Origin of the sequence: Actinomadura sp. 9N407 (genome assembly GCF_044326315.1) — a bacterium.
In the GTDB taxonomy this organism is placed as follows: domain Bacteria; phylum Actinomycetota; class Actinomycetes; order Streptosporangiales; family Streptosporangiaceae; genus Spirillospora.
On the sequence record NZ_JBIRAW010000006.1, the window covers coordinates 255,701 to 275,366 of the forward strand.

At 72.3% G+C, this 19,666-nt stretch carries 22 protein-coding genes; 7 read left to right on the plus strand and 15 right to left on the minus strand.

The window, feature by feature from the left end; genetic code table 11:
• Nucleotides 1-31 precede the first annotated feature (31 nt).
• From ACH34Q_RS12415 to ACH34Q_RS12435, 5 genes are read right to left on the minus strand one after another with little or no spacing between them, the layout of a single operon-like run.
• Nucleotides 32-706, minus strand: a complete 675-nt coding sequence (locus ACH34Q_RS12415) for an AroM family protein (RefSeq protein ID WP_395982999.1) — start codon at nucleotides 704-706, stop codon at nucleotides 32-34.
• Nucleotides 700-1,989 (minus strand): alpha/beta fold hydrolase, encoded by a 1,290-nt coding sequence (locus ACH34Q_RS12420; protein WP_395983000.1) that lies wholly within the window; start codon nucleotides 1,987-1,989, stop codon nucleotides 700-702. The genes ACH34Q_RS12415 and ACH34Q_RS12420 overlap by 7 nt, the downstream gene beginning before the upstream one ends.
• Nucleotides 1,989-3,080, minus strand: coding sequence for a hypothetical protein (locus ACH34Q_RS12425; RefSeq protein WP_395983001.1), 1,092 nt, complete (start codon nucleotides 3,078-3,080; stop codon nucleotides 1,989-1,991). The genes ACH34Q_RS12420 and ACH34Q_RS12425 overlap by 1 nt, the downstream gene beginning before the upstream one ends.
• A 6-nt stretch (nucleotides 3,081-3,086) precedes the next feature.
• Nucleotides 3,087-4,736, minus strand: coding sequence for an OPT/YSL family transporter (locus ACH34Q_RS12430; protein WP_395983002.1), 1,650 nt, complete (start codon nucleotides 4,734-4,736; stop codon nucleotides 3,087-3,089).
• Nucleotides 4,737-4,747: 11 nt separating this feature from the next.
• Nucleotides 4,748-5,527 (minus strand): IclR family transcriptional regulator, encoded by a 780-nt coding sequence (locus ACH34Q_RS12435; protein ID WP_395983003.1) that lies wholly within the window; start codon nucleotides 5,525-5,527, stop codon nucleotides 4,748-4,750.
• 186 nt (nucleotides 5,528-5,713) lie between these two features.
• Between ACH34Q_RS12435 and ACH34Q_RS12440 the strand changes: the two genes are divergently transcribed.
• A complete protein-coding gene (locus ACH34Q_RS12440; protein ID WP_395983004.1) occupies nucleotides 5,714-6,547 on the plus strand; it encodes an alpha/beta fold hydrolase in 834 nt (277 codons plus the stop codon).
• A gap of 21 nt (nucleotides 6,548-6,568) precedes the next feature.
• Here the strand turns inward: ACH34Q_RS12440 and ACH34Q_RS12445 are convergent, their stop codons facing one another.
• The 5 genes from ACH34Q_RS12445 to ACH34Q_RS12465 form a co-directional block, all read right to left on the minus strand.
• The gene (locus tag ACH34Q_RS12445; RefSeq protein ID WP_395983005.1) at nucleotides 6,569-6,973 is read right to left on the minus strand and encodes a VOC family protein; all 405 of its coding nucleotides are present in this window, start codon (nucleotides 6,971-6,973) and stop codon (nucleotides 6,569-6,571) included.
• 65 nt (nucleotides 6,974-7,038) lie between these two features.
• Nucleotides 7,039-7,449 carry a hypothetical protein gene (locus ACH34Q_RS12450; protein WP_395983006.1) on the minus strand — a complete coding sequence of 137 codons (411 nt, stop codon included), beginning with the start codon at nucleotides 7,447-7,449 and terminating at the stop codon, nucleotides 7,039-7,041.
• A gap of 115 nt (nucleotides 7,450-7,564) precedes the next feature.
• Nucleotides 7,565-8,347 (minus strand): TSUP family transporter, encoded by a 783-nt coding sequence (locus ACH34Q_RS12455; protein WP_395983007.1) that lies wholly within the window; start codon nucleotides 8,345-8,347, stop codon nucleotides 7,565-7,567.
• Nucleotides 8,341-8,910 (minus strand): rhodanese-like domain-containing protein, encoded by a 570-nt coding sequence (locus ACH34Q_RS12460; protein ID WP_395983008.1) that lies wholly within the window; start codon nucleotides 8,908-8,910, stop codon nucleotides 8,341-8,343. The genes ACH34Q_RS12455 and ACH34Q_RS12460 overlap by 7 nt, the downstream gene beginning before the upstream one ends.
• Complete coding sequence (locus ACH34Q_RS12465) at nucleotides 8,907-10,280, minus strand: rhodanese-like domain-containing protein (RefSeq protein WP_395983009.1); 1,374 nt, start codon at nucleotides 10,278-10,280, stop codon at nucleotides 8,907-8,909. Before ACH34Q_RS12465 ends, ACH34Q_RS12460 begins: the two co-directional genes overlap by 4 nt.
• A gap of 144 nt (nucleotides 10,281-10,424) precedes the next feature.
• Here ACH34Q_RS12465 and ACH34Q_RS12470 point away from each other — a divergent pair, with 144 nt between their 5' ends.
• The 4 genes from ACH34Q_RS12470 to ACH34Q_RS12485 all read left to right on the plus strand — a co-directional run bounded on the left by ACH34Q_RS12470 (nucleotide 10,425) and on the right by ACH34Q_RS12485 (nucleotide 13,047).
• Nucleotides 10,425-10,694: a metal-sensitive transcriptional regulator gene (locus ACH34Q_RS12470; protein ID WP_395983072.1), complete on the plus strand. Its 270-nt coding sequence runs from the start codon at nucleotides 10,425-10,427 to the stop codon at nucleotides 10,692-10,694.
• Nucleotides 10,695-10,782: 88 nt separating this feature from the next.
• Complete coding sequence (locus ACH34Q_RS12475; protein ID WP_395983010.1) at nucleotides 10,783-11,238, plus strand: hypothetical protein; 456 nt, start codon at nucleotides 10,783-10,785, stop codon at nucleotides 11,236-11,238.
• Nucleotides 11,239-11,434: 196 nt separating this feature from the next.
• Nucleotides 11,435-12,157 carry a DsbA family protein gene (locus ACH34Q_RS12480; RefSeq protein ID WP_395983011.1) on the plus strand — a complete coding sequence of 241 codons (723 nt, stop codon included), beginning with the start codon at nucleotides 11,435-11,437 and terminating at the stop codon, nucleotides 12,155-12,157.
• A complete protein-coding gene (locus ACH34Q_RS12485; protein WP_395983012.1) occupies nucleotides 12,154-13,047 on the plus strand; it encodes a cytochrome c biogenesis CcdA family protein in 894 nt (297 codons plus the stop codon). The genes ACH34Q_RS12480 and ACH34Q_RS12485 overlap by 4 nt, the downstream gene beginning before the upstream one ends.
• Before the next feature lie 4 nt (nucleotides 13,048-13,051).
• On the opposite strand, the gene ACH34Q_RS12490 is transcribed toward ACH34Q_RS12485, so the two are convergent.
• Nucleotides 13,052-13,714 (minus strand): response regulator, encoded by a 663-nt coding sequence (locus tag ACH34Q_RS12490; RefSeq protein ID WP_395983013.1) that lies wholly within the window; start codon nucleotides 13,712-13,714, stop codon nucleotides 13,052-13,054.
• Nucleotides 13,702-14,817: a sensor histidine kinase gene (locus ACH34Q_RS12495; RefSeq protein WP_395983014.1), complete on the minus strand. Its 1,116-nt coding sequence runs from the start codon at nucleotides 14,815-14,817 to the stop codon at nucleotides 13,702-13,704. Before ACH34Q_RS12495 ends, ACH34Q_RS12490 begins: the two co-directional genes overlap by 13 nt.
• A 153-nt stretch (nucleotides 14,818-14,970) precedes the next feature.
• Here ACH34Q_RS12495 and ACH34Q_RS12500 point away from each other — a divergent pair, with 153 nt between their 5' ends.
• On the plus strand, nucleotides 14,971-16,101 hold the full coding sequence (locus ACH34Q_RS12500) for an alpha/beta hydrolase (protein WP_395983015.1): 1,131 nt from the start codon (nucleotides 14,971-14,973) through the stop codon (nucleotides 16,099-16,101).
• Here ACH34Q_RS12500 and ACH34Q_RS12505 read toward each other — a convergent pair.
• The 3 genes from ACH34Q_RS12505 to ACH34Q_RS12515 form a co-directional block, all read right to left on the minus strand.
• Nucleotides 16,098-17,495: a cytochrome gene (locus ACH34Q_RS12505; protein ID WP_395983016.1), complete on the minus strand. Its 1,398-nt coding sequence runs from the start codon at nucleotides 17,493-17,495 to the stop codon at nucleotides 16,098-16,100. The two genes, ACH34Q_RS12500 and ACH34Q_RS12505, sit on opposite strands and share 4 nt — an antisense overlap.
• A 135-nt stretch (nucleotides 17,496-17,630) precedes the next feature.
• A complete protein-coding gene (locus tag ACH34Q_RS12510; RefSeq protein ID WP_395983017.1) occupies nucleotides 17,631-17,987 on the minus strand; it encodes a roadblock/LC7 domain-containing protein in 357 nt (118 codons plus the stop codon).
• A gap of 72 nt (nucleotides 17,988-18,059) precedes the next feature.
• Nucleotides 18,060-18,395, minus strand: a complete 336-nt coding sequence (locus ACH34Q_RS12515; RefSeq protein WP_395983073.1) for a hypothetical protein — start codon at nucleotides 18,393-18,395, stop codon at nucleotides 18,060-18,062.
• A gap of 216 nt (nucleotides 18,396-18,611) precedes the next feature.
• Between ACH34Q_RS12515 and ACH34Q_RS12520 the strand changes: the two genes are divergently transcribed.
• Nucleotides 18,612-19,427, plus strand: coding sequence for a hypothetical protein (locus ACH34Q_RS12520; protein WP_395983018.1), 816 nt, complete (start codon nucleotides 18,612-18,614; stop codon nucleotides 19,425-19,427).
• Nucleotides 19,428-19,666: the final 239 nt, after the last annotated feature.

Sequence of the window (19,666 nt, forward strand, 5' to 3'; positions counted from 1 at the left end):
TTCTGTAGTCGGTACGGGCTCGTTCCGGAGGTCATCGGTGCATCTCCCCCGCGAGGCGGGCGACGATCGAGCGGGCGAGCAGGACGGGAACGCCCGCCGCCCGCGCCGCCGCCTCGCGCATCGCTTCCGTGTAGCCCATGCAGTCGAGGACGATCCACCGCGCGCCCCCGTCGGCGAGCGAGGCCGCGGCCCGCGCCACGGATTCGGCCGCTCCGACTGCGTACGGGGTGGCCGGGGCGACGACGGTGTCGCCCACGACCCTCGACCACTTGGTACGGCTCATCGCGTCCTGCTCCGGGAGCGGGCACACGATCCCGACCAGGTCGTCCGGATCGCACAGGCCCGCGACGCCGCTGGTCAGCAGCCGTTCGGCGAACAGCAGCGGGCGGGTGTGGCGCAGCGGCGGGAACTCGCCCGTGCACACGATCACGGTCGCGTCCACGCCCTGGCCCTCGAGCCACTCGACGGCGTCCTGGACGAGCCCGAGCGTCCGGTCATGGTCGAGGACGACCGAGGAGCCGTCGGCGAGCCGGGTGGTCAGGACGTGCCCGCCGGCGGCCGGCGCCAGCTCCGCGATCCGCTCGCGGGACAGGCCGTCCAGGGCGCCGCGTTCGATCACCGAGGCCGGGCCCGCGCCCAGGTGGGGCAGCATCTCCGGGACCATGTCGTCCCGGGGCGACTGGCCGATCGTGACGAGCCCTAGCACCGATCCTCCTCGGCCATGGCGAAGAGGTGGTCGAGTACGGCCGTGCCCTCCTTCAGCCCGTCGTGCTCGTACTCGTTGGTGATCCACGGCCGCAGCCCCCGGACGGCGTCGGCCGTCGCCAGCGAGTACTCGCGCGGGACGAACATGTCGTCGTAGTAGACCGCCGCGTACGTGGGCACCTCGTTGCGCGCGAGGCGTTCGAGGTCGTACAGGCGGGGCCAGTCGTCCTTGTCGGCCAGCAGGTGCGCGGTCTCGCGCAGGGGGACGAGCGCCGGGTCCTCGTCGAAGTGGAACGGGAAGTACGTCTCGCCCGTGAACGAGAACGGCACGTCCCCGTCGAGCCCGAACTCCGGCCGCCGCTGGTGAACGCGCTCGGCGGCCCAGCGGGACGCCCCGCCCTGGCAGTAGATGAGCTCCTGGAACAGCGCGTACAGCGGACGGGCCGCGAGGCTCACGGCACCGCTCACGCCGGCCAGGAACGTGTCCGACAGCTCCGGGCCGTCCGGTCCCGTCACGAACGCCTCTTCCAGGAGGAAGTGCATCGTGTCGAAGCCGGACCGGGTGCCGAGCCCGAGGCCCGCGCCCTGGAAGCGGCGCGGGCTGAGCCGTTCGCCCGTGGGCAGCCGTACGTCGCGGGCCCGCAGGTGCTCGACGATCCGCGCGCAGAGATCGCGGTCGCCGGGATGGCGGGCGAAGTACGCCTCGTTCTTCTCCAGCGTCCGGTCGTAGGTGAGGGGATAGACGTCGTCGGCCGTACCGGTGAGCGTCGGCAGCCCGCCGGTCACGAACGACCGCTCCAGCCCCTCGGGGGCCAGCGACAGGTACGTCATCGTGATGAAGCCGCCGTAGCTCTGCCCGAGCGTCGTCCAGGGCCGGCCGCCGTTGATCTCGTGGCGGAGCAGCTCGGCGTCCCGCACGATGGAGTCCGCGCGGAAGTGCGCGAGGTAGGCGGCCTGCTCGGCGGGCCCGCCGAGGCGGGCGAGGGACTGCCGGTTCGCGGGCGTGGAACGGCCCGTGCCGCGCTGGTCGAGCAGCACGACGCGGTGGTCGTCCAGGGCCCGTCCGACGAAGCCGCTCTTGGACGCCGGCCGTACGGCCTTGCCTCCCGGGCCGCCCTGCAGGAACAGCAGGCGCGGCAGGTCGGCCCCGGCCTTGGCCGCCGTCACGATCTCCCGGGCGAACACCTCGATGCGCGGGCCGTCCGGACGATCGTGGTCGAGCGGCACCTCGATGACATGGTCGGTGTAGGCGAGCCCGTGCTGCCGGAACGTTCCAACGATCATCAGTAGCCCGGGATCCCGAGCCGGTGGCAGATCGCGACCAGGTCCGGATGCACGTACCGGCCCTCCAGCTCGATCGGCTCACCGTCGAGGTAGATGCTCGGGTTGAGCATGCTGCCGTCGGTGTGCGCGGGCGCGATGAACGGGGCGCCGCCGATCCAGGCGCCCTTGGTACCGAGGCCGAGCTCGACGCAGCCGAAGATGCGCTCGTCCTCGACGATCCGCCCGGTCGGCTTGGTGACGCCGGGGTTGAACCCGAGCGACCAGTGCGCGATCCGGTACATGTTGCGGCCCTGCTCCACGTCGGCGGCCGAGTCGGCCTGCTCCTGCATCCAGCGGCGGAAGACCATCGCCTCGGTCCCGTCGCCCTCGATGGAGGTGACGGTGCCCTCGGAGACGTTCATCCGGATCGGCGAGCGCAGCAGGCCCAGCTCGCCGGGCGGCCACACGGCGCCGTCGAAGACCAGCACGCCCTCCTGGGTCTCCTCCAGCGGGTTCCAGGAGATCTGGCCGGCCAGCATCACCGTCTCGCCGGGCCGCTCGGCCGGCTTGCCGCGCAGGTTGATCGGCCGGCCGCCGTTGCGGGCCCGCAGGTCGGTGCCCGCCGGGGTGGTGATGCGCACCTCGTCGGCCTTCTCCAGCAGCGCGACCAGCGCGCGGCCGAGGTCGATCGTGCCCTGGAAGTCGACCCGGGCGACGGTGTCGACGAGCATCTGGACGTCCATGCCGGTGAGGTTGGCGTAGCGGGTACCGCCCGCCATGGCCTCGCGGAACGCCTCCGAATGCATGATGTAGGCGAGCGCGTACTCGATCCACACCTGCGACCTGGCCACCGCGCCCGCGACCGGGCCGGGCGGCTCCATCGCCGAGGACGGGCGGGTCGGGTACCACACGACCGTCGGGGTGGCCCCGGCCGCCGCGACCGCCTGCGCGGTCAGCTCCACGACGCGCGCGTCGGTGGAGGTGTCCCCGGTGATCACCACGTCCTCGCCCGGCTTGACGAGCATGATCTCCTCGACGAGCTTGCGGGCGCCGAGGGCGGCCTCGTACGACAGGTACTCGGGCCTGGCCTCGATCCGGCTGGTCACTTCCATGATTCGTTATCCCTTCACTACTCGGCTGACATCGGTGAGCGAGCTGCCGGCGATCAGCCCGGAGCCGATCAGGTTGAGCTCGCCGCTCGCCTCGGGGCCCCGGACCCGGTTCCAGATGAGCCGGAAGGCCAGCGCGCCGAGCACGAACCAGGTGGCGTACGGGGTCAGGATCAGCAGTCCGGTGGCCAGCAGCACGCCCATCTGGCGTTCCGGGCCGCCGGCGAACTGGATCAGGGCCCCGGGAATGGCCCAGATCAGGATGTTGCGGAGCGTCGAGGTGTCGGTGAGCCCGGCGGCCACGGTGTCGGCGTACACCTTCGACACCGGCGGGATCTGGTTGCCCTCGAAGTAGGACTTCCAGGTCAGCGCGACCACGGCCAGCGCGACGGCGAACCCGACCAGCTGCGCGATGTACTGCTGCTTGCGCCCGGCCCGCTCGATCAGCTTGTACGGGGTCCCGCCCTGGCGCAGGATCCAGCCGGCCTTGAGGTCGTACCCCATGTCGGCGAACGCGGGACCGGTGGAGGCGACGTACGCGACGAACAGTGCCAGCGGCACGGTCGGGATCCCGACCACCAGGCCCAGCACCAGGAAGATCAGCGTGACCGCGAACGCGGGGAACCAGCCGGAGTGCATCGCGGCCAGGCCGACGATCAGCTGGTGCACCAGCGCGGCGAAGCCGGCCAGCAGGCACCAGCCCACCAGCTGGATCCCGGACAGGTCGCCCAGGACGCCGCCCAGCAGCCCGACGACCAGCGCGCCCAGCGTGAACAGGACGTACCCCTCGGACAGCGCCCGGCGCAGCCCGCGCTCGTTGACGGTGTTCTGCATCGCCTCGGGCGCTTCCACGCCCACGGCCGTCGCGTGCTCGGTGCTCTCAGGGGAGCGGCGGGCCAGCAGGATGACGGCCTGGATCAGCGCGACCAGGCCGGCGCCGACCATGAAGCCGTGCGGGATGTAGAGCTCGTTCAGATCGACGTCGAACCACTCCTGGCCGTACTGCCGCACGCCCAGGCCGACCCCGAACATGGCCAGCGCCCAGATGTTGCCGATCAGCGCCACGCCCGCGGCGGAGAACGGCAGCGCATGGCCGGAGATCTTGAGGAACGATCCAATGAAGCCGACCAGGCCGCCGATGCCCAGCACCACGGCCTTGCGGCCGCCCTCGTCGCCCGCGACGATCGTCTCGGCGGCGGCGACCCCCGGCGGCCAGGTGGAACGGGCCGGGAACAGCTTCGAGTCGAAGATCCGGTACAGCACCCAGGAGTCGACGAACAGCCCGATCCCGGCGCCCAGCAGCATCGGCCAGACCAGATCGGGCCGGCCGAGCGCGAACGGCACCGCGATCGGGACGAGCAGCGAGTTCGCGGCGGCGAACGTCGCGCCGGAGATGGCGCTCTGCACCAGGTTCTGCCGGTGCACCGACCGCATGTCGCGCAGCTTGCGCAGCGGGGCCCGCGCGACCAGCATCGCGATCAGCGCCCCGATGACCGAGGTGTTGGCCGAGATGCCGAGCGTCGTCACCAGATGCAGGCCGATGAAGGCGCCGAGCACCGAGAGCACGACGGTGAGGATCAGGACGACCGGCTCGAACGCGCGCGGATGCGACTCCGGCCCGCGCAGCCCGGCGCCCTTCAGGGATGGCGTGGTTGACAAGGTGTTCCTCGCTACTCTTCGGCCCCGCCGCCATCGAGCAGGCGGCTCAGCGTCTCCGCTGTCCCACGTACCCGCGCGACGGCGGTATCGATCTTTTTCGTGACGCTCTGATGCGGGCCGATCACGACCAGCGATCCGATCACCTGCCCGGTGGCGAAGACGGGCGCCGCGACGGAGGTGACGTTCAGGTCGAACTCGCCGTGCGAGATCGCGACGCCCTCGGCCCGGACACCGGCGTACAGCGCGAACAGCTCCTCGGGATCGACGATCGTCTCGTCGCCGAAGCGCTCCAGCGGCCCCGCGCCCAGCAGCCGCCGCACGTCCGCCTCCGGCTGGAAGGCGAAGATCGCGTGCCCGGCGGCGCCGCCGTGGGCGGGGATCGTCTCGCCCACGGTGGCCGAGTACCGCATCGGGCCCGCGGCGTCGACCGCGAGCGCCGTCCGGTAACCGGCGCCGTGCGGCACGTTGAGGATGGCGCTCTCGCCCAGGTCGTGGGCCAGCGTGGTGAGCAGCGGCCGCGCCGCCGCCTCCAGCGCGCCGCCCCGTTCGGCGGACCTGGCGAGCACGCCGATGGTCACGCCGAGCCGGTAGCGGCGGGTCTGCGGATCGGCCAGGACGAACCCGCGGTGCGCCAGCGTGGACAGCAGCCGGTGCGCGACGGCCTTGTCGAGCCCCAGCTCCCTGGCCAGCTCGCTGACCCCCCACTCCGACCGCCGCTGGAAGGCGAGCAGCACGAGCAGGCCGCGGTCGAGGGTCTTCGCCATGCCGCGTCCCGGCTCCCGCTCGCCCACGAAACCCACCCCTAACGTTGCGATAATCGCAACAGCGTTGCAATTTCTGAGCCGAGACTACACAGCGCTCTTCCCTATCGGTCAACCCGTAAAGCGAGTTTTTTACGTTGGGACCGATTCCTTTTCCGGCCCGGCGCCGTCACACGGCCGACAAGAACGGCAGGACGCCCGAACGGAGCGACAGCGATGCCCAAGACCAAGGACCGAGCCCCGGTGAACGCGACGGCCCTCTCCCGCGACGGAACCGAGATCGCCTTCGAGCGGCTCGGCGCCGGGCCGGCGGTGATCCTGGTGCCCTCGGCCCTGGCCGACCGGACCGACACCCGCAAGCTCGCCGGCCTGCTGGCGGACCACTTCACCGTGCTCAACTACGACCGCCGGGGCCGCGGCGCCAGCGGCGACGCGGCGGGCTACGCCGTGGAACGCGAGATCGACGACATCGCGGCACTGATCGAGCACGCCGGCGGATCGGCGTCGCTCTTCGGCAGTTCCTCCGGCGCCGTCCTCGCCCTGCGCGCCGCGGCCGCCGGCCTGGCCGTCGAACGCCTGGCACTGTACGAGCCGCCGTTCGCGGTCGGCGGCGGCGACTTCGGCCCGCCGGAGGGCTTCGCCGGGCACATCGGCACGCTGCTCGCCCAGGGCCGCCGCGGCGACGCCGTCAAGGACTTCATGGTCCAAGCGCAGGGCATGCCGGCGTTCATGGTCACCATGATGCGGCTGATGCCGGGCATGTGGTCCAAGCTCAAGAAGATGGCGCACACGCTGCCGTACGACATCGCGGTGATGGGCGACACCCAGCGGGGCAGGCCGCTGGACGCCGCCCAGTGGTCATCCGCCGCCGCGCCGGCCCTGGTCCTCACCGGCGGCAAGAGCCCGGCCGGCTTCCACAGTGCCGCCGTCGCACTGACGGACGTCCTGCCGGAGGCCGATCACCGTACGCTGCCGGGCCTCAACCACGGCGCCGTGGTCATGGCGCCCAAGAAGCTCGCGCCCGCCCTCATCGACTTCCTTCGCACCTGAAAGGTCAGGCGAGCGGCGGGCTCAGGCGGGCGCGTGCAGGATCTCCAGCAGGTAGCCGTCCGGGTCCTTGCCGAATCCCACCACGGCACCGTCGAGCGCCGCCACCGGGGCGGGCTCGCGAACGATCTCCAGCCCGTCGGCCCGGATCCGCGCCGCCAGCTCCGCCGGATCCGGGACATAGCAAACGATCTTGATGGGCAGGTCGGCATAGCTCCGTTCCGAGCCGTCGGTCCAGTGCATCAGCACCAGCGCCGAACGCGACCGGCCGGGGAAGCCCACGACGACCTCGTCCATGTGCGGCAGCGTGAAGGTCGTCAGCTCCTTCATGCCGACGACACGGGTGTAGAAGTCCCGCGACCGCGCGAGGTCGCTGACACCGATGCCGACGGCACCGAGAACGCTGCGCCGATCATTGTCCGCGGACATGCCACCAGCTCCCATGGGTCGAGTCACCGACCACTATGGAAGCAGATTCTAGAATGTCTTTCTAGTCAGACCTGTGCGGGAGCCTGAGGTTCCGCCCGCTCCCGGTCCGGCCTGCGTACGGTGAAGAACCCGATCACGGCCGCCACCGCGGCGACGCCCTCGCCCACGAGGCTGATCGTCTTCTCCTGGTACCAGGCCGGGTCGTGCATGGCCGGGATCGGGCCCAGCCGCCCGACGTCGACGTAGTAGTAGAGCAGCAGCGCGCCGACCGCGCTCGCCGCCACCACGAACGCCAGCGCGTACGTCCAGCGGCGCGCCCAGAACAGCACCAGAAGGCCCGCGAGCAGGGCCACGATCGCCTGGGCCCTGAACAGGTCGTCGCCCGCGATGGTGCCGGGCGTACCGCCGCCGCCGGGAGCCATGTCGGGCGCGAACCGCCAGTGCACGATCGCATCGGCCACGAGCCCGGCGGCCACGAGTACACGAAGGAGAATCCCCATACTTCATTGAACGGCCGGAACGCCCCGCGCGGATCAAAATCCCCTCAATGAATTCGGCCGACAGTGGACGATCTTGTGCGAAGGGCCCGCGTCAGCCGCTGACAGCCGCTGGATCGAGAAGGGCCTGGGCCGCGACGAAGGCCGCGACGGCGAAGACGAAGTAGGCGAACCAGCGGCCGAGGCGTACGGCGTCCACGCGGGGGGCCAGGCGGGCGGCGGCCAGCGAGCCCGCCACGGCCGCCAGGGTGAAGGACGCGATGATCATCGGGTCCAGGTCGGCGCCGCCGGCGTGGGCGGCGAATCCGGCGGCCGAGTTGACGGCCACGATGACCAGCGACGTGCCGACCGCGGTCCGCATCGGCAGGCCCAGGCCGAGGACCAGGGCGGGGATGATCAGGAAGCCGCCCCCGACGCCGAACAGGCCGGTCAGCAGGCCCACCAGCAGGCCGGCGGTGATCGCCTTGGGCAGGCAGCCGCGCCAGTTCACGCCGCCGCCGGGCAGCGCGCAGGAGCCGCCGGACGGGGCGTCGCCCGCGAGCATCCGCCACCCGGCGATCACCATCAGGAGCGCGAAGCCGAGCAGCACGGCCTGCGGCGGGAGCAACCGGTTGATCGCGGCGCCGCCGAACGCGGCCACCGCGCCCGCGCCGCCGAACACTCCGGCGATCCCCCAGCGCACCTGGCCGGCGCGGCGGCGCGGGAGGACGGCGAAGGCCGACGACAGGCCGACCACCAGCAGCGACGCGGGAATGGCCGAGGCCGTCGGCAGGCCCGCCCCGTACACCAGGGCGGGCAGCGCCAGGATCGATCCGCCGCCGCCGAGCAGGCCGAGCAGGACGCCGATCACGGCGCCCAGGACCAGCACGGTCACCATCGCGGGGCGCCGCCGAGGGCTCCGACCACGGTCTTGAGGTCGGTACGTGGCCCGCGGTTGTACGGGAGCCGGGCCAGCATCATGCCCATGGCACAGGTACCCGACAGCGCGGCGAACGTCAGCCCGGCGCCGATGAACCCGGCGACCCACTTGGCCGGCGGGAACACCACGCTGACCAGGATCGAGACCAGCACGATGCCGCCCGCGACGAGGCGTACCTGCCGTTCCAGGTCCCAGCGGGCGCGGCCCGTACGGACCGGGATGCCGGCGGCCTGCCAGGCGTTGATCCCTCCCTCCAGGACGCGCAGGCCGGGCAGGCCTGTGGAGGCGAGTGCCTGCTCGGCCTGTGCGGCGCGCTGCCCGGAGCGGCAGATCAGCACCACCGGCTCGTCCAGGTGCGTGCTCAACTCCCGGCGGTGCTCGCGCAGCAGGTCCAGGGGGACGTTGTACGAGCCGGGGATGTGGACGGCCTCGAACTCGCCCGGCGTACGGACATCGACCAGCCGGGGTCCGGTTCCGGAGTCGGTGAGTTCGCGGAGCGCGGCAGCGTCGAGGGCGGTCATGCGTTCTCCTGCGGGGTGGTGATGGTCAGGCCGGCGTCGGTGGCGTTGCCGTAGGCGTCGTCGATGTGGACCACGTCCCGGCCGTTCCGGGCGAGCAGGCTGGCCGCCGCGGCGGCCCGGTAGCCCGAGCCGCAGTGCACCCAGACCGTTCCGTCCGGTACGTCGGCGAGGCGGTGCGGGAGTTCGGGCAGGGGGATGTGGGTGGCGCCCTCGATGTGGCCGGCGCGCCATTCGTTGCCCATCCGTACGTCCAGGACGACGTCGGCACGGGCGGTGGCCAGGTCGGCGAACGTGGCGGTGGTCATCTCGGCGAGCCGGTCCTGGTCGCCGCCCGCCCAGGCGCCGGGCTCGCCGGTCGCGGCGGCGGCGGGGCGGTCGATGCCGATGCGGGCCAGTTCGCGCTGGGCCCCGGCGAGCTGCTCGGCCGACTCGCCCAGCAGGGTGATCGGGTCGCCCCACGGCATCATCCAGCCCAGCCAGGTCGCCATCGGCCCGTCCAGGCCGAAGCTGAGCGTTCCGGCCAGGTGCCGGTGGGTGAAGGCCTTGCGCGAGCGCAGGTCGATCACCCATTCCCCGGCGTCGATCCGGGCGCGCAGTTCGGCGGCGCCGGCGCCGCGTGCGGGAGTGAGGTCGATCAGGTCCGCGCCGACAGTGTTACGGGTGCCCATGTGGGCGTAGTACGCGGGATAGGCGTCCAGGCCTGCCAGGATCTCGGTGACGAAGTCGTCGGTCTCCAGCCTCAGCACCGCGTTGACGCTCTTCTCGCGCCCGATGGTGGAGGCGGACGCGTCGGACTGGGTCGCCGAGCAGAAGCTGCCGAACCCGTGCGTGGGCCAGATCTGCGCGCCGTCGGGCAGGAGGTCGGCCAGCCGGTGGGCCGAGGCGTGCTGGTGACGGGCCAGGTCGTGCGCGTGGTCGCCGCCCAGCAGGTCCGTACGGCCGGTCGTGCCGAACAGCAGCGAGCCGCCGGTGAAGACCCCTTCGGGCCCGTCGGGACCGGCCAGCACGTACGAGAGGTGGTGGAACGTGTGCCCCGGGGTGGCCACCGCCGAGAGCCGCATCCGCTCCGACAAGGCGATCTCGTCCCCGTCGGACAACGGCGTACGGTCGAACGCGACGTCATCGGCCCCGGCCATCAAGTAGGCGGCCCCGGTCACCTTAGCCAGGGCCAGGCCACCGGACACGTAGTCGTTGTGCAGGTGGGTCTCGGCGACGTGCGTGATGCGTACGCCCAGCCGTCCGGCCAAGGCGAGCACCCGGTCGATATCGCGCTGCGGATCCACCACCAGCGCCACCCGCCCGTCGTGGGCGAGGTAGCTCCGATCCCCCAGCGAGGACGTCTCCACAACTTCGACCTGAACGTTCGTCATCCTCATTCCACCTTCCGCATCAGCGCCTGAGGCGCTCCTACCCACGTGCAACCTGCATACCCCGGGGGGTATTTCGGAGGCCGGATCGTGCCGTCGGACGCCAGGGTACCCCCGGGGGTATACTGAACCATGGAGGTAGGCATCATGGAGATGGACGCGACCGTTCTCAAGGACGCGGTGACCCGGCTGAAGCGGGCTCAGGGGCAGCTCGGCGGGGTGATCGCGATGATCGAGAAGGGCGAGGACTGCGAGCGCGTGGTGACCCAGCTGGCGGCGGCGTCGCGGGCACTGGACCGGGCCGGCTTCAAGATCATCTCAACCGGGATGCGACAGTGCCAGCTGGCGCGCGAGCGCGGCGAGCAGCCCCCGCTCGACGAGGAGCATCTGGAGAAGCTGTTCATGACGCTGTCCTGAATCGCGGTACGGCCCTGGCCTGAGCCTCGTCGGGCGCGCCCTATAGTGGGCGGCGAATCAGGGCCGTGAGCAGGAAAGGTCGCCCGTCATGCAGTCTCCGGTACGCGCAAGGCCCACGTGGCCTCTGCTGCGGCTGGCACTCGTGGCCCTGGTGACGGTCCTGGCCGCCGGCTGCCTCACGCATCTCGGCCAGAGTGCGAGCGCGCTCGGCACGGGCTCGCTCGGCACGGGCTCGCTCGGCACGGGCACGGCGTCGGCCGAACGGGTTCTTCCGGCCAGCGCGGCCGTGAGCGCCCAGGCATCGCCCGATCAGCCGGACGATTCCGGCGAGGGCGCGGAGCGAGGGCACTGCGTCAGGAAGAAGGCGGTGGCGGAGCAGCCCTCGTTCTCCCCCGCCGCCGAGCCCGCGCAGGCACCACTGGCCGTGATCCCGGTGACCCTCACCGAACGGGTCACGGCGGCCGACCCGATCGCCTGGGTGGCGCGATCCGGCCCACCGCCGCCCCAACCGGACCTCTCCGGCCTCTGCGTTCTGCGGATCTAGAAACCCGCTCCACCCGGCCCTGCCGATCCGACCGGACGGCGTCCTTCCGTCGGCCTCTTCGCGCCCGCCTTCTCTGGCGTGGACCAGCGCGTACGCCTTGACGGCCCGTTCGGTCCGCGCGCCGTTCTGAGCATCCCGCACGCGGCCCTCGCCGCCGCGCGCCCTTCACTTCCCTCTGCCGAGAGGTCCTCGCACCATGCCTGCAACCCGTAAGAAGGCGGCCTCGCGCCGTCCCATCATCACCGGCGCCATCCTCCTGGTCGTCGCCCTGCTGCTCACCCTGGCCGCCCTCGCCCAGGGCGGGGGCGGCGGCAGTACGCCGAGCGCGGCGGGCACCGGATCCGCGGCGCCGTCCCCGTCCCAGGCCCCCGGTCCCGACCTGGCGCGGCGCAAGGACGGCGATCCGTTCGCCCTGGGCCGGACGGACGCGCCCGTCGTCATGATCGAGTACAGCGACTTCCAGTGCCCGTTCTGCGGCCGGTTCGCCCGCGAGACCAAGCCCGAACTGATCCGCGAGTACGTGGACACCGGCGTGCTGCGGATCGAATGGCGGAACATGCCCATCTTCGGCGACGAGTCGAAGTCCGCCGCCGTGGCCGGGTACGCCGCCGCCAAGCAGAACCGGTTCTGGCCCTTCCACGACCGGCTCTACGCCGAGCCCCGCAAGCGCAACTCCGGGGACTTCGCCGACAAGCACCTGATCGCCTGGGCCCGCGAGGCCGGGGTCCCGGATCTGGACCGGTTCCGTACCGACATGGCGAGCGCGGAGGCCGAGGACGCGGTCGTGAACGACCAGGTCGAGGGCTACGAGCTCGGTGCCGCCAGCACGCCGGCGTTCCTGGTCAACGGCCGGCCGATCCTCGGCGCGCAGCCGATCGAGGTGTTCGCCAAGGCGATCGAGGAGGCGAGCGGACGATGAACGGCATCGGCTACCTCGCGGCGTTCCTGGGCGGGATCCTCACCCTGCTCAGCCCGTGCAGCGCCCTGCTGCTCCCGGCCTTCTTCGCGTACTCGTTCAGCGAACGGTCCCGGCTCGTCGGCCGTACGGCGGTGTTCTACGCCGGCCTCTGCGTGACCCTGGTCCCACTCGGCGCGGCGGGAGCGTTCGCCGGACGGCTGTTCTACGGCCACCGCGAGCTGCTGATCGGCATCGGCGGCTGGACGATCATCGCGCTCGGCGCGGCCCAGATCGTGGGGATCGGCTTCGGCTCGTCGCGCCTGCGGCGGCTGGCCGGGCGGCGCGGCAAGGCCGGATCCGTGCTGTCCGTGGGGCTGCTCGGGGCGGTGTACGGGCTGTCCGGTTTCTGCGCCGGGCCGCTGCTCGGCGGGATCCTCACCGTCTCGGCGGTCGGCGGTAGTCCCGTGTACGGGGCGTCGCTGCTGGCGGTGTACGCGCTGGGCATGGCGGTCCCATTGTTCGTCCTGGCGCTGTTGTGGGACCGGTTCGATCTCGGCCACCGCCGCTGGCTGCGCGGCCGTCCGCTCACGCTCGGACGGCTCCGGGTGCACTCGACGTCGCTGATCGGCGGGGTGTTCTTCATCGTCCTCGGCGCGGTCTTCCTGATCTTCGACGGGACCTCGGCGCTGCCCGCCCTGCTGGATCCGGACACCGAGTTCGCCATCGAGGAGCGGATCTCCCGGCTCGGCGCCGCCGTCCCGGACGGGTGGCTGCTCGGAACGCTCGCGGCCGCCGTCGCCGCCGCCGTCGCCGCGGCCGCCGCCGTCCTGCTGTGGCGCGGCACGCGGGCCGAGGACCGTACCGGCGACCCCGCGCCCGACGAGGAACCGGTGCGGGCACCCGGGCGGTGAACGGTCAGGTCAGGTCGGCGTCGTGGGCCAGCAGGGCGATCTGGGTGCGGTTGTCGAGGTCGAGCTTGGTGAGGATGCTGGAGACGTGGGCCTTGACCGTGGCCACGCTCATGAACAGCTCCGTGGCGATCTCGGCGTTGCTGTGGCCCTGGGCGACGGCGAGGACGACGTCGTTCTCGCGCGGGCTGAGGGTCGCCAGCGCGGTGCGGGCCCGCTCGAACGCGCCGGCCTGGACGGCGGCGCGGTCCATCAGCCGGCGGGTGATCCGGGGAGACAGGATCGGCTCGCCCTCCGCGACCTGGCGGACCGCCTGGACGATCCGCGCGGGCGGGGTGTCCTTGAGCAGGAAGCCGCTGGCCCCGGCGCGCAGGGCGTGCAGGATGTTCTCGTCGGCGTCGAACGTGGTCAGCACGATGACCTCGGGCGGGCTCGGCCGGCGGCGGAGCCTGCGGGTCGCGGTGATGCCGTCCACCCGCGGCATCCGCAGGTCCATCAGCACGACGTCGGGGGCGTGCGCGTCGGCGGCGGCGGGGACCTCGTCGCCGTCGGCGGCCTCGCCGGCCACGGAGATGCCGTGGATCCCGTCGAGCATCATGGACAGCCCGGCGCGGACGAGGGCGTCGTCGTCCACGATCAGCACGCGCAGCGGACGGGTCACGCCGGCCATGGTAGCCAGGCGTGCAGCCGGAACTCCCCGGCGGCCATCCCCTTGTCGATGTACTCGTGGTCGAGGTGCCCGCCGGCCAGCCGGACCCGTTCGGTCAGCCCGACGAGCCCGGTGCCGCTGCCGGGCGCGAGCGGCGCGGCACCCGTCAGCGCGTTGCGGATCTCGATGCTGAGATGGTCCCCGGGACGCCCCTCCAGCAGGACGTGAACGGGCGTGCCCGACGCGTGCTTGCGGGCGTTGGTGAGCCCTTCCTGGACGACCCGGTAGGCGGTCCGTCCGATGGTGGCGGGCAGCGCGTCCGGTTCGGTCACCTCGTCGCGCAGCCGTACCTCCGTACCGGCGTCGCGCGATTCCTCGACCAGGCGCGGGAGATCGGCCGGCCCGGGCTGCGGCCGCCCCTCGTCGTCCTCCTCCTCACGCAGCACGATGATCACTTCCCGGAGCTCGTCCAGTGCCTGGTGCACCCCGGCGCGGACGACGCCCGCCGCCTGGGCGAGCTTCTCGGGCGGGGCGTCGGGCCGGTACTCCAGCGCGCCCGCGTACGTGGCCACGAGCGAGAGGCGATGGGCGAGCACGTCGTGCATCTCGCGGGCGATCCGGGCGCGTTCGAGCATCCGGGCCTCGGCCACCCGGCGGCCCTGCTCGGCCTCGGCGCGGCGGGCGCGCTCGCGCAGCGAGATGAGGAGCGCGCGGCGCGCCCGGACCATCGCGCCCCAGCCGATCAGCGCGCCGTAGGCGACGGTGACCAGCAGCATCCACCAGCCGAACGAGATCCCGCCGCTCGGCCGCCACAGGCCCTGGACCGCGTGCGCCGCGATCCCCGCGACGGCCACCGCCGCCGCGACCGGGAACCCCCGGCGCTCGGCGACCTGGAGCGCGCCCATCGTGGCCGGCGGGGTGGCCGCGGGCGACAGGGCCGCGAGCAGGGTGAGCGCGACCGCGCCGGTGACCGGCCGCCACAGCAGTACGGGCGACAGCAGCCAGCCCGCGACGCCGACCGCGATGTCCAGGCCCAGCCGGCGGTCCACCGGGAGGGCCCAGATCGTCAGCGTGATCAGGATGCCCATCGCCGCCAGGACGAGGGCGGCTGCACGGTTCTTCACCGGCGCAGCGTAACTGTGCGTGGCGTACCGCCGACACCTACGAAAGTCGGTGGTGGCACCTCCGCCGGACGGGGGCGATACCGCCGCCCGCCCGATGTGGCGGGGGCTTCACGACGGCAATGGTGATGGACGTCCACCCCGGATTGGAGCCTCATGCCCCTCGGATATCTGATGACCGTCACGCTCGCCGCCTGCGGCACGCTGCTCGCCCTGGCCCCGCCGTCCCGGCCGCGGCCGCTCCGCGAAGTGAGCATGCGCCTCGGCCTGGTGGTGAACGAACTGCCGGCCATCGTGTTCCTCTGGCTGCTCGCCTCGACCGCGCTGGCCGTCGCCGAGGGCGACGCCGGCACGCCGGTCGGCCTGCTGGCGGCCGGCCTGATCGTCCCGACCTCGGCCGGGCTCGCGCTCACCGCGCGCCGAGCGCTCCGGGCGGGACCGGTCGTCGAACGCGCCCTGCACGAAGGCCTCGGCACGGACCTCCGGCCGCGCCGCCGCTCGTACGCCCGCGTCCTGCTCACGCCGTTCCCCGGACGGCCCCGCAATGTCGAGCGGATCGCGAACGTCCGCTACGGCCCGGCGGGAAAGAGGAACCGGCTCGACGTCTACCGCGACCACGCCGGTACGGCCGGCGGTCCCGTCCTGGTCTACTGGCATGGCGGCGGGTACTACAGCGGCCGGAAGAACCGCGAGGCACGGCTCCTCCTGCACCGCCTCGCGAGCCAGGGATGGGTGTGCGTCAGCGCGAACTACCGCCTGCGCCCGGCCGCGACCTTCGCCGACCACATGATCGACGCCAAGAAGGCGATCGCCTGGGCACGCGAGCACGTCCACGAGTACGGCGGCGACCCGTCGGTGCTGGTCGTGGCGGGCAGTTCGGCGGGCGGGCATCTGGCCTCGCTGGCCGCCCTCACGCCCAACGACCCCGCGTTCCAGCCCGGCTTCGAGGACGCGGACACCTCCGTCACGGCCGCGATCAGCCTGTACGGCTACTACGGCCGCTACTACGGCCTCGGCGACGGCACGTCCCAGATGGACCACGACGCCACGGAGGCGCCGCCGTTCTTCATCGCCCACGGCGACCGGGACAACATGGTCCCGGTGGAAGGCGCCCGGCTCTTCGCCGAGAAGCTGCGGAACGCGTCGTCCCAGCCGGTGGTCTACGCCGAACTACCCGGCGCCCAGCATTCGTTCGACCTGTTCCGTTCCGTCCGTTTCGAGACGGTCGTCGACGGGATCGAGTCCTTCGCCACCTGGGTGCACGCGCGCGACGGCCTGCCCCGCTAGGGCTGTTCCTTGCGCAGGCCTCGCAGGAAGCGCCACAGCCGGGAGCGCGTGGCCTGGGCGGGTTCGGCGGCGGGCTCGCGGTCGGCGGGCGCCTCGGAGGCCGGCCGCCTCGGTACGGTGGCTCCGGCGGCGACCTCGTACTCGACCGGGAGCGACCGCAGGCTGCGCATGAACGGCGAGGAGCGCCAGGGCAGCTGGTCGGCGGGCAGCGCCAGCTGGAGGCCGGCGAACCGCTCGAACAGCCGGCCGATGGCGACCGTGGTGATCGACGTGGCCAGATCGCGGCCCATGCATCCGTGCAGGCCCGTGCTCCAGGCCAGATGCGCGCGGGAGCTGGTGATGGAGTCGGCGTTCAGATGGTCGGTGAACACCGGATCGGCGTGCGCGGCCGCGACCGAGACGCACACCGGGTCGCCGGCGGCGATGGTGTAGCGGCCCATCCGGACGTCGGACCGCGCGAAGCGGTAGGAGAGGTTGGCCATCGGCGGGTTGGCCATCGCCACCCGGTTGATGGTCTCCTGCAGCATCCCGGCCGACAGGCTCGCCCGGGCCGCGCGGTCGCCGGTGATCACCTCGGCGATGGTGTTGGCGATCAGCGTGCCGGTCATGTCGCTGAGCATGGACACCGCGAGGGTGAGCTCCTTGCACAGGTCCTCGACGCTCAGCGCGGGATCGGCGGCGATCATGTACGAGGTGAGGTCGTCGGCGGGAGCCGCCTGCCTGGCCTGGATCGTCTCCACCAGCGCCGCATGGATCCGCTGCATCGCCTCCGCCGAGTCGGGCCCGGCGTCGACGATCCGCCAGACGTCCATCAGCAGCTCGTCGCCGCGGCCCTCCTCGAAGCCGACCAGCCGGTTGAGCACCATCAGCGGCAGCGGCCTGGCGTACTGCGCGGACAGGTCGGCGTACCCGGTGCCGGCCGTGCCCTCCGACAGCACCGTGATCAGGTCGTCGGCGTAGCGGCCGACCTGGGCGTCCAGGTCCCGCGCCTGCTGGGACGAGCGGTTCTGGTACGGCCTGAGGCCCGCCGCCCAGACGTTGCGCAGCCGGTCGGCCTTCCAGCCGTCCTGCACGATGACGCAGTCGTTGGCGAACGCGGCGCGCAGCGGCCACTCGGGCGGGATCTCGTCCTCGGCCCAGGCCCGCCAGGTGCTGGTGCTCTTGCTCCACTGCCCCTGCCGGTCGCGCAGGATCTCCAGCGACTGCGGGTAGCCGAGCACCATCCAGACGGGCACCCCCAGGATCTCGACCGGCGCGACCGGGCCGTGCTCCTCGCGCAGGCGCCGGAAGACGTCGGCGGGGCGCGACTCGTACTCCCTGGTCAGCATCGGCTCGGGCGCCAGGGACTCCAGGGACGGCTCGGTCGATCCGGCGCCGGCCAGGCGCATGGTCATCACTCCTCGCTGGTCAGGGCGGGCGGCGGACGCCGGGGGCGGGTGGCGGCGGCACGGCTCGGCTCCCGGGTGAACCTTAGGAGAGATTGCCCCTAAATGGGGGTGATTGCTGCGATCGTGGCGCGGCTCTCGCCGTCAGAGATCGCCGAGCCGGGTGACGGCCGGACGCGACTCGACATGCAGGCGGGCGACGTCCAGGCCCTCGTCCCCCAGCACGACGAGCAGCTTCCCGGAGGAGACCGCGTAGACGACGATGTGACCGCGCTGGCAGCGGGTCACCACCTCGCGCAGCTCTCCCATGCCGACCTCGTTGCCGGTGCTCTTGCCGAGGCCCAGGGCCGCGGCGGCGAGCGCGGCCAGGACGTCGGGACGGACGTCGTCGGTGTCGGAGGCGATCAGCATCCCGTCGACCGTCGCGACCGCGCTGTCGGTCACCCCTGTCACGTTCTCGCGCAGCGCCTGGAGTTCCGCGAGTACGGCTTCCTTGCTCATCCCCGTCGCACTTCTCTCTGCTCGTTCCGGGCCCGCGAGCCTGGCCGTGCCGTCCTGGCGGCTCAGGTCGTCCTAGAGGCTCAGGTCGTGGTCGACGCCGCGCAGCGTGTGGCGCGCGAGCGCGAGATTGGCGCGCGAGCGATCCAGCGCCAGGTACAGGAACAGCTGGCTGCCACCCCGGCTGAGCAGCCGGATCAGGTGGTACTGCCGGTCCAGCGTGATCAGGATGTCCTCGATGGCGTCATCGATCTTCAGGGCCTCCAGGGCCCGCTTCTTGGCCCGGATCACCTCCGCGTTGGCGGCCGCCGCGACCTCCAGATCGAGTTCACCGCTCCCGCCGACCGACCCGAGCGACATCCCGCTCTCGTAGTCGACCAGCGCCACCCCCAGCGCGCCCTCGACGGTCATGGCTTCCCTGAGCGCGGCTTCGATGTTCACTCGGTCCCTCTCACCCACGGCGGAACCGCCCGTGGTCTCCCCGATGGACCCGGTACGGTCTAGTTGATCAGGGCCAACATATCGGTCCGACTTAGGACAGACCGAAATACGCGACGACCCGGAACGGGTGCTTTCCGCCCGTCCTCCGTACCGGCGGGTCAGGATGCCACCTGGCATGATCGTGACGTGACCGCACCTTTCTTCCCTGCCGGGCGGGCGGGCATCCTCGACTCGGCCCTGCACCGGCGCGGCCAGGAGCGCTTCTCCGGAACGCTCCGGATCGAGGGCGCGCAGGACGGGACCGTGACCTTGCGGGACGGCCTGGTCATCGCGGCCGCCACCCCCGCCTCACCCGGGCCGGAGTCGCTGCTGCTGCGTTCCGGCCGGATCTCCGAGGCCGACTGGACGGAGGCGTTCGCCGCCGCCGCGCCCCACGGGCGGATGCCCGCCGAACTGGTCGAACGCGGCCTGCTGGGCACCGCGGGCCTGCAGGTCCTGACCCAGGTCGCGGTCATGGACGCCCTCTTCGCCATGGCCCTGTTCGGCGTCCGTACCTGCACCGCCCAGCCGGACGGCGACGGCGACATCGGGCCGCTGCTGCCCGCCGAACCCGGCCTGGAGGCCGAACGGGTCGTCCGCGAGACCACCCGCAGGCTGGCCGCGGCCACCCGGTGGCGCGAGTCCGGCGTGGAGATCACCGCCCGCCCGCTCCCGGCTCCCCCGGCCGTGGACCAGGACACCGGCACACCGCGCGGCGACGTCCTCACCAAGGTCAACGGCCGCCGCACCGCGCGGGACATCGCCTTCGCCCTGGGCCGCGGCCTCTACTCCGTGATGAACGACCTGGCCACGCTGGCGGAGGACGGCCTGGTGCGCTTCGGTGACCAGGAACCGGGCCAGGGCATGGCCCTCGTTCCGGAACCGCCGTCCCACACCCTCCCCCGCCGCCTTCGCGGCGCCAGCGGGATCGACGACGTCCTGCCCTGGAACGGCCCGAGCTGACCGCCCGGCCCGAGCCGACGGAGGGCGCGGACCATGATCGGAGCGGCCGGGCCGCCGGGACGGGCGGGCGAGCCGAGATGACAGACCGGCCCGTCTCGACCACACTTGCTTGCCGGTGGGCTCCACAGGACCGGTAGATTTCAGGGGCCGGTCTTCTTTGCCCTGTTTTCACAGCCTCCTTAGGTCCGCAGTGGCAGGGTGTGACCTTGGTGTCGTCGAACCCGGAGCGAGTGAGGAAA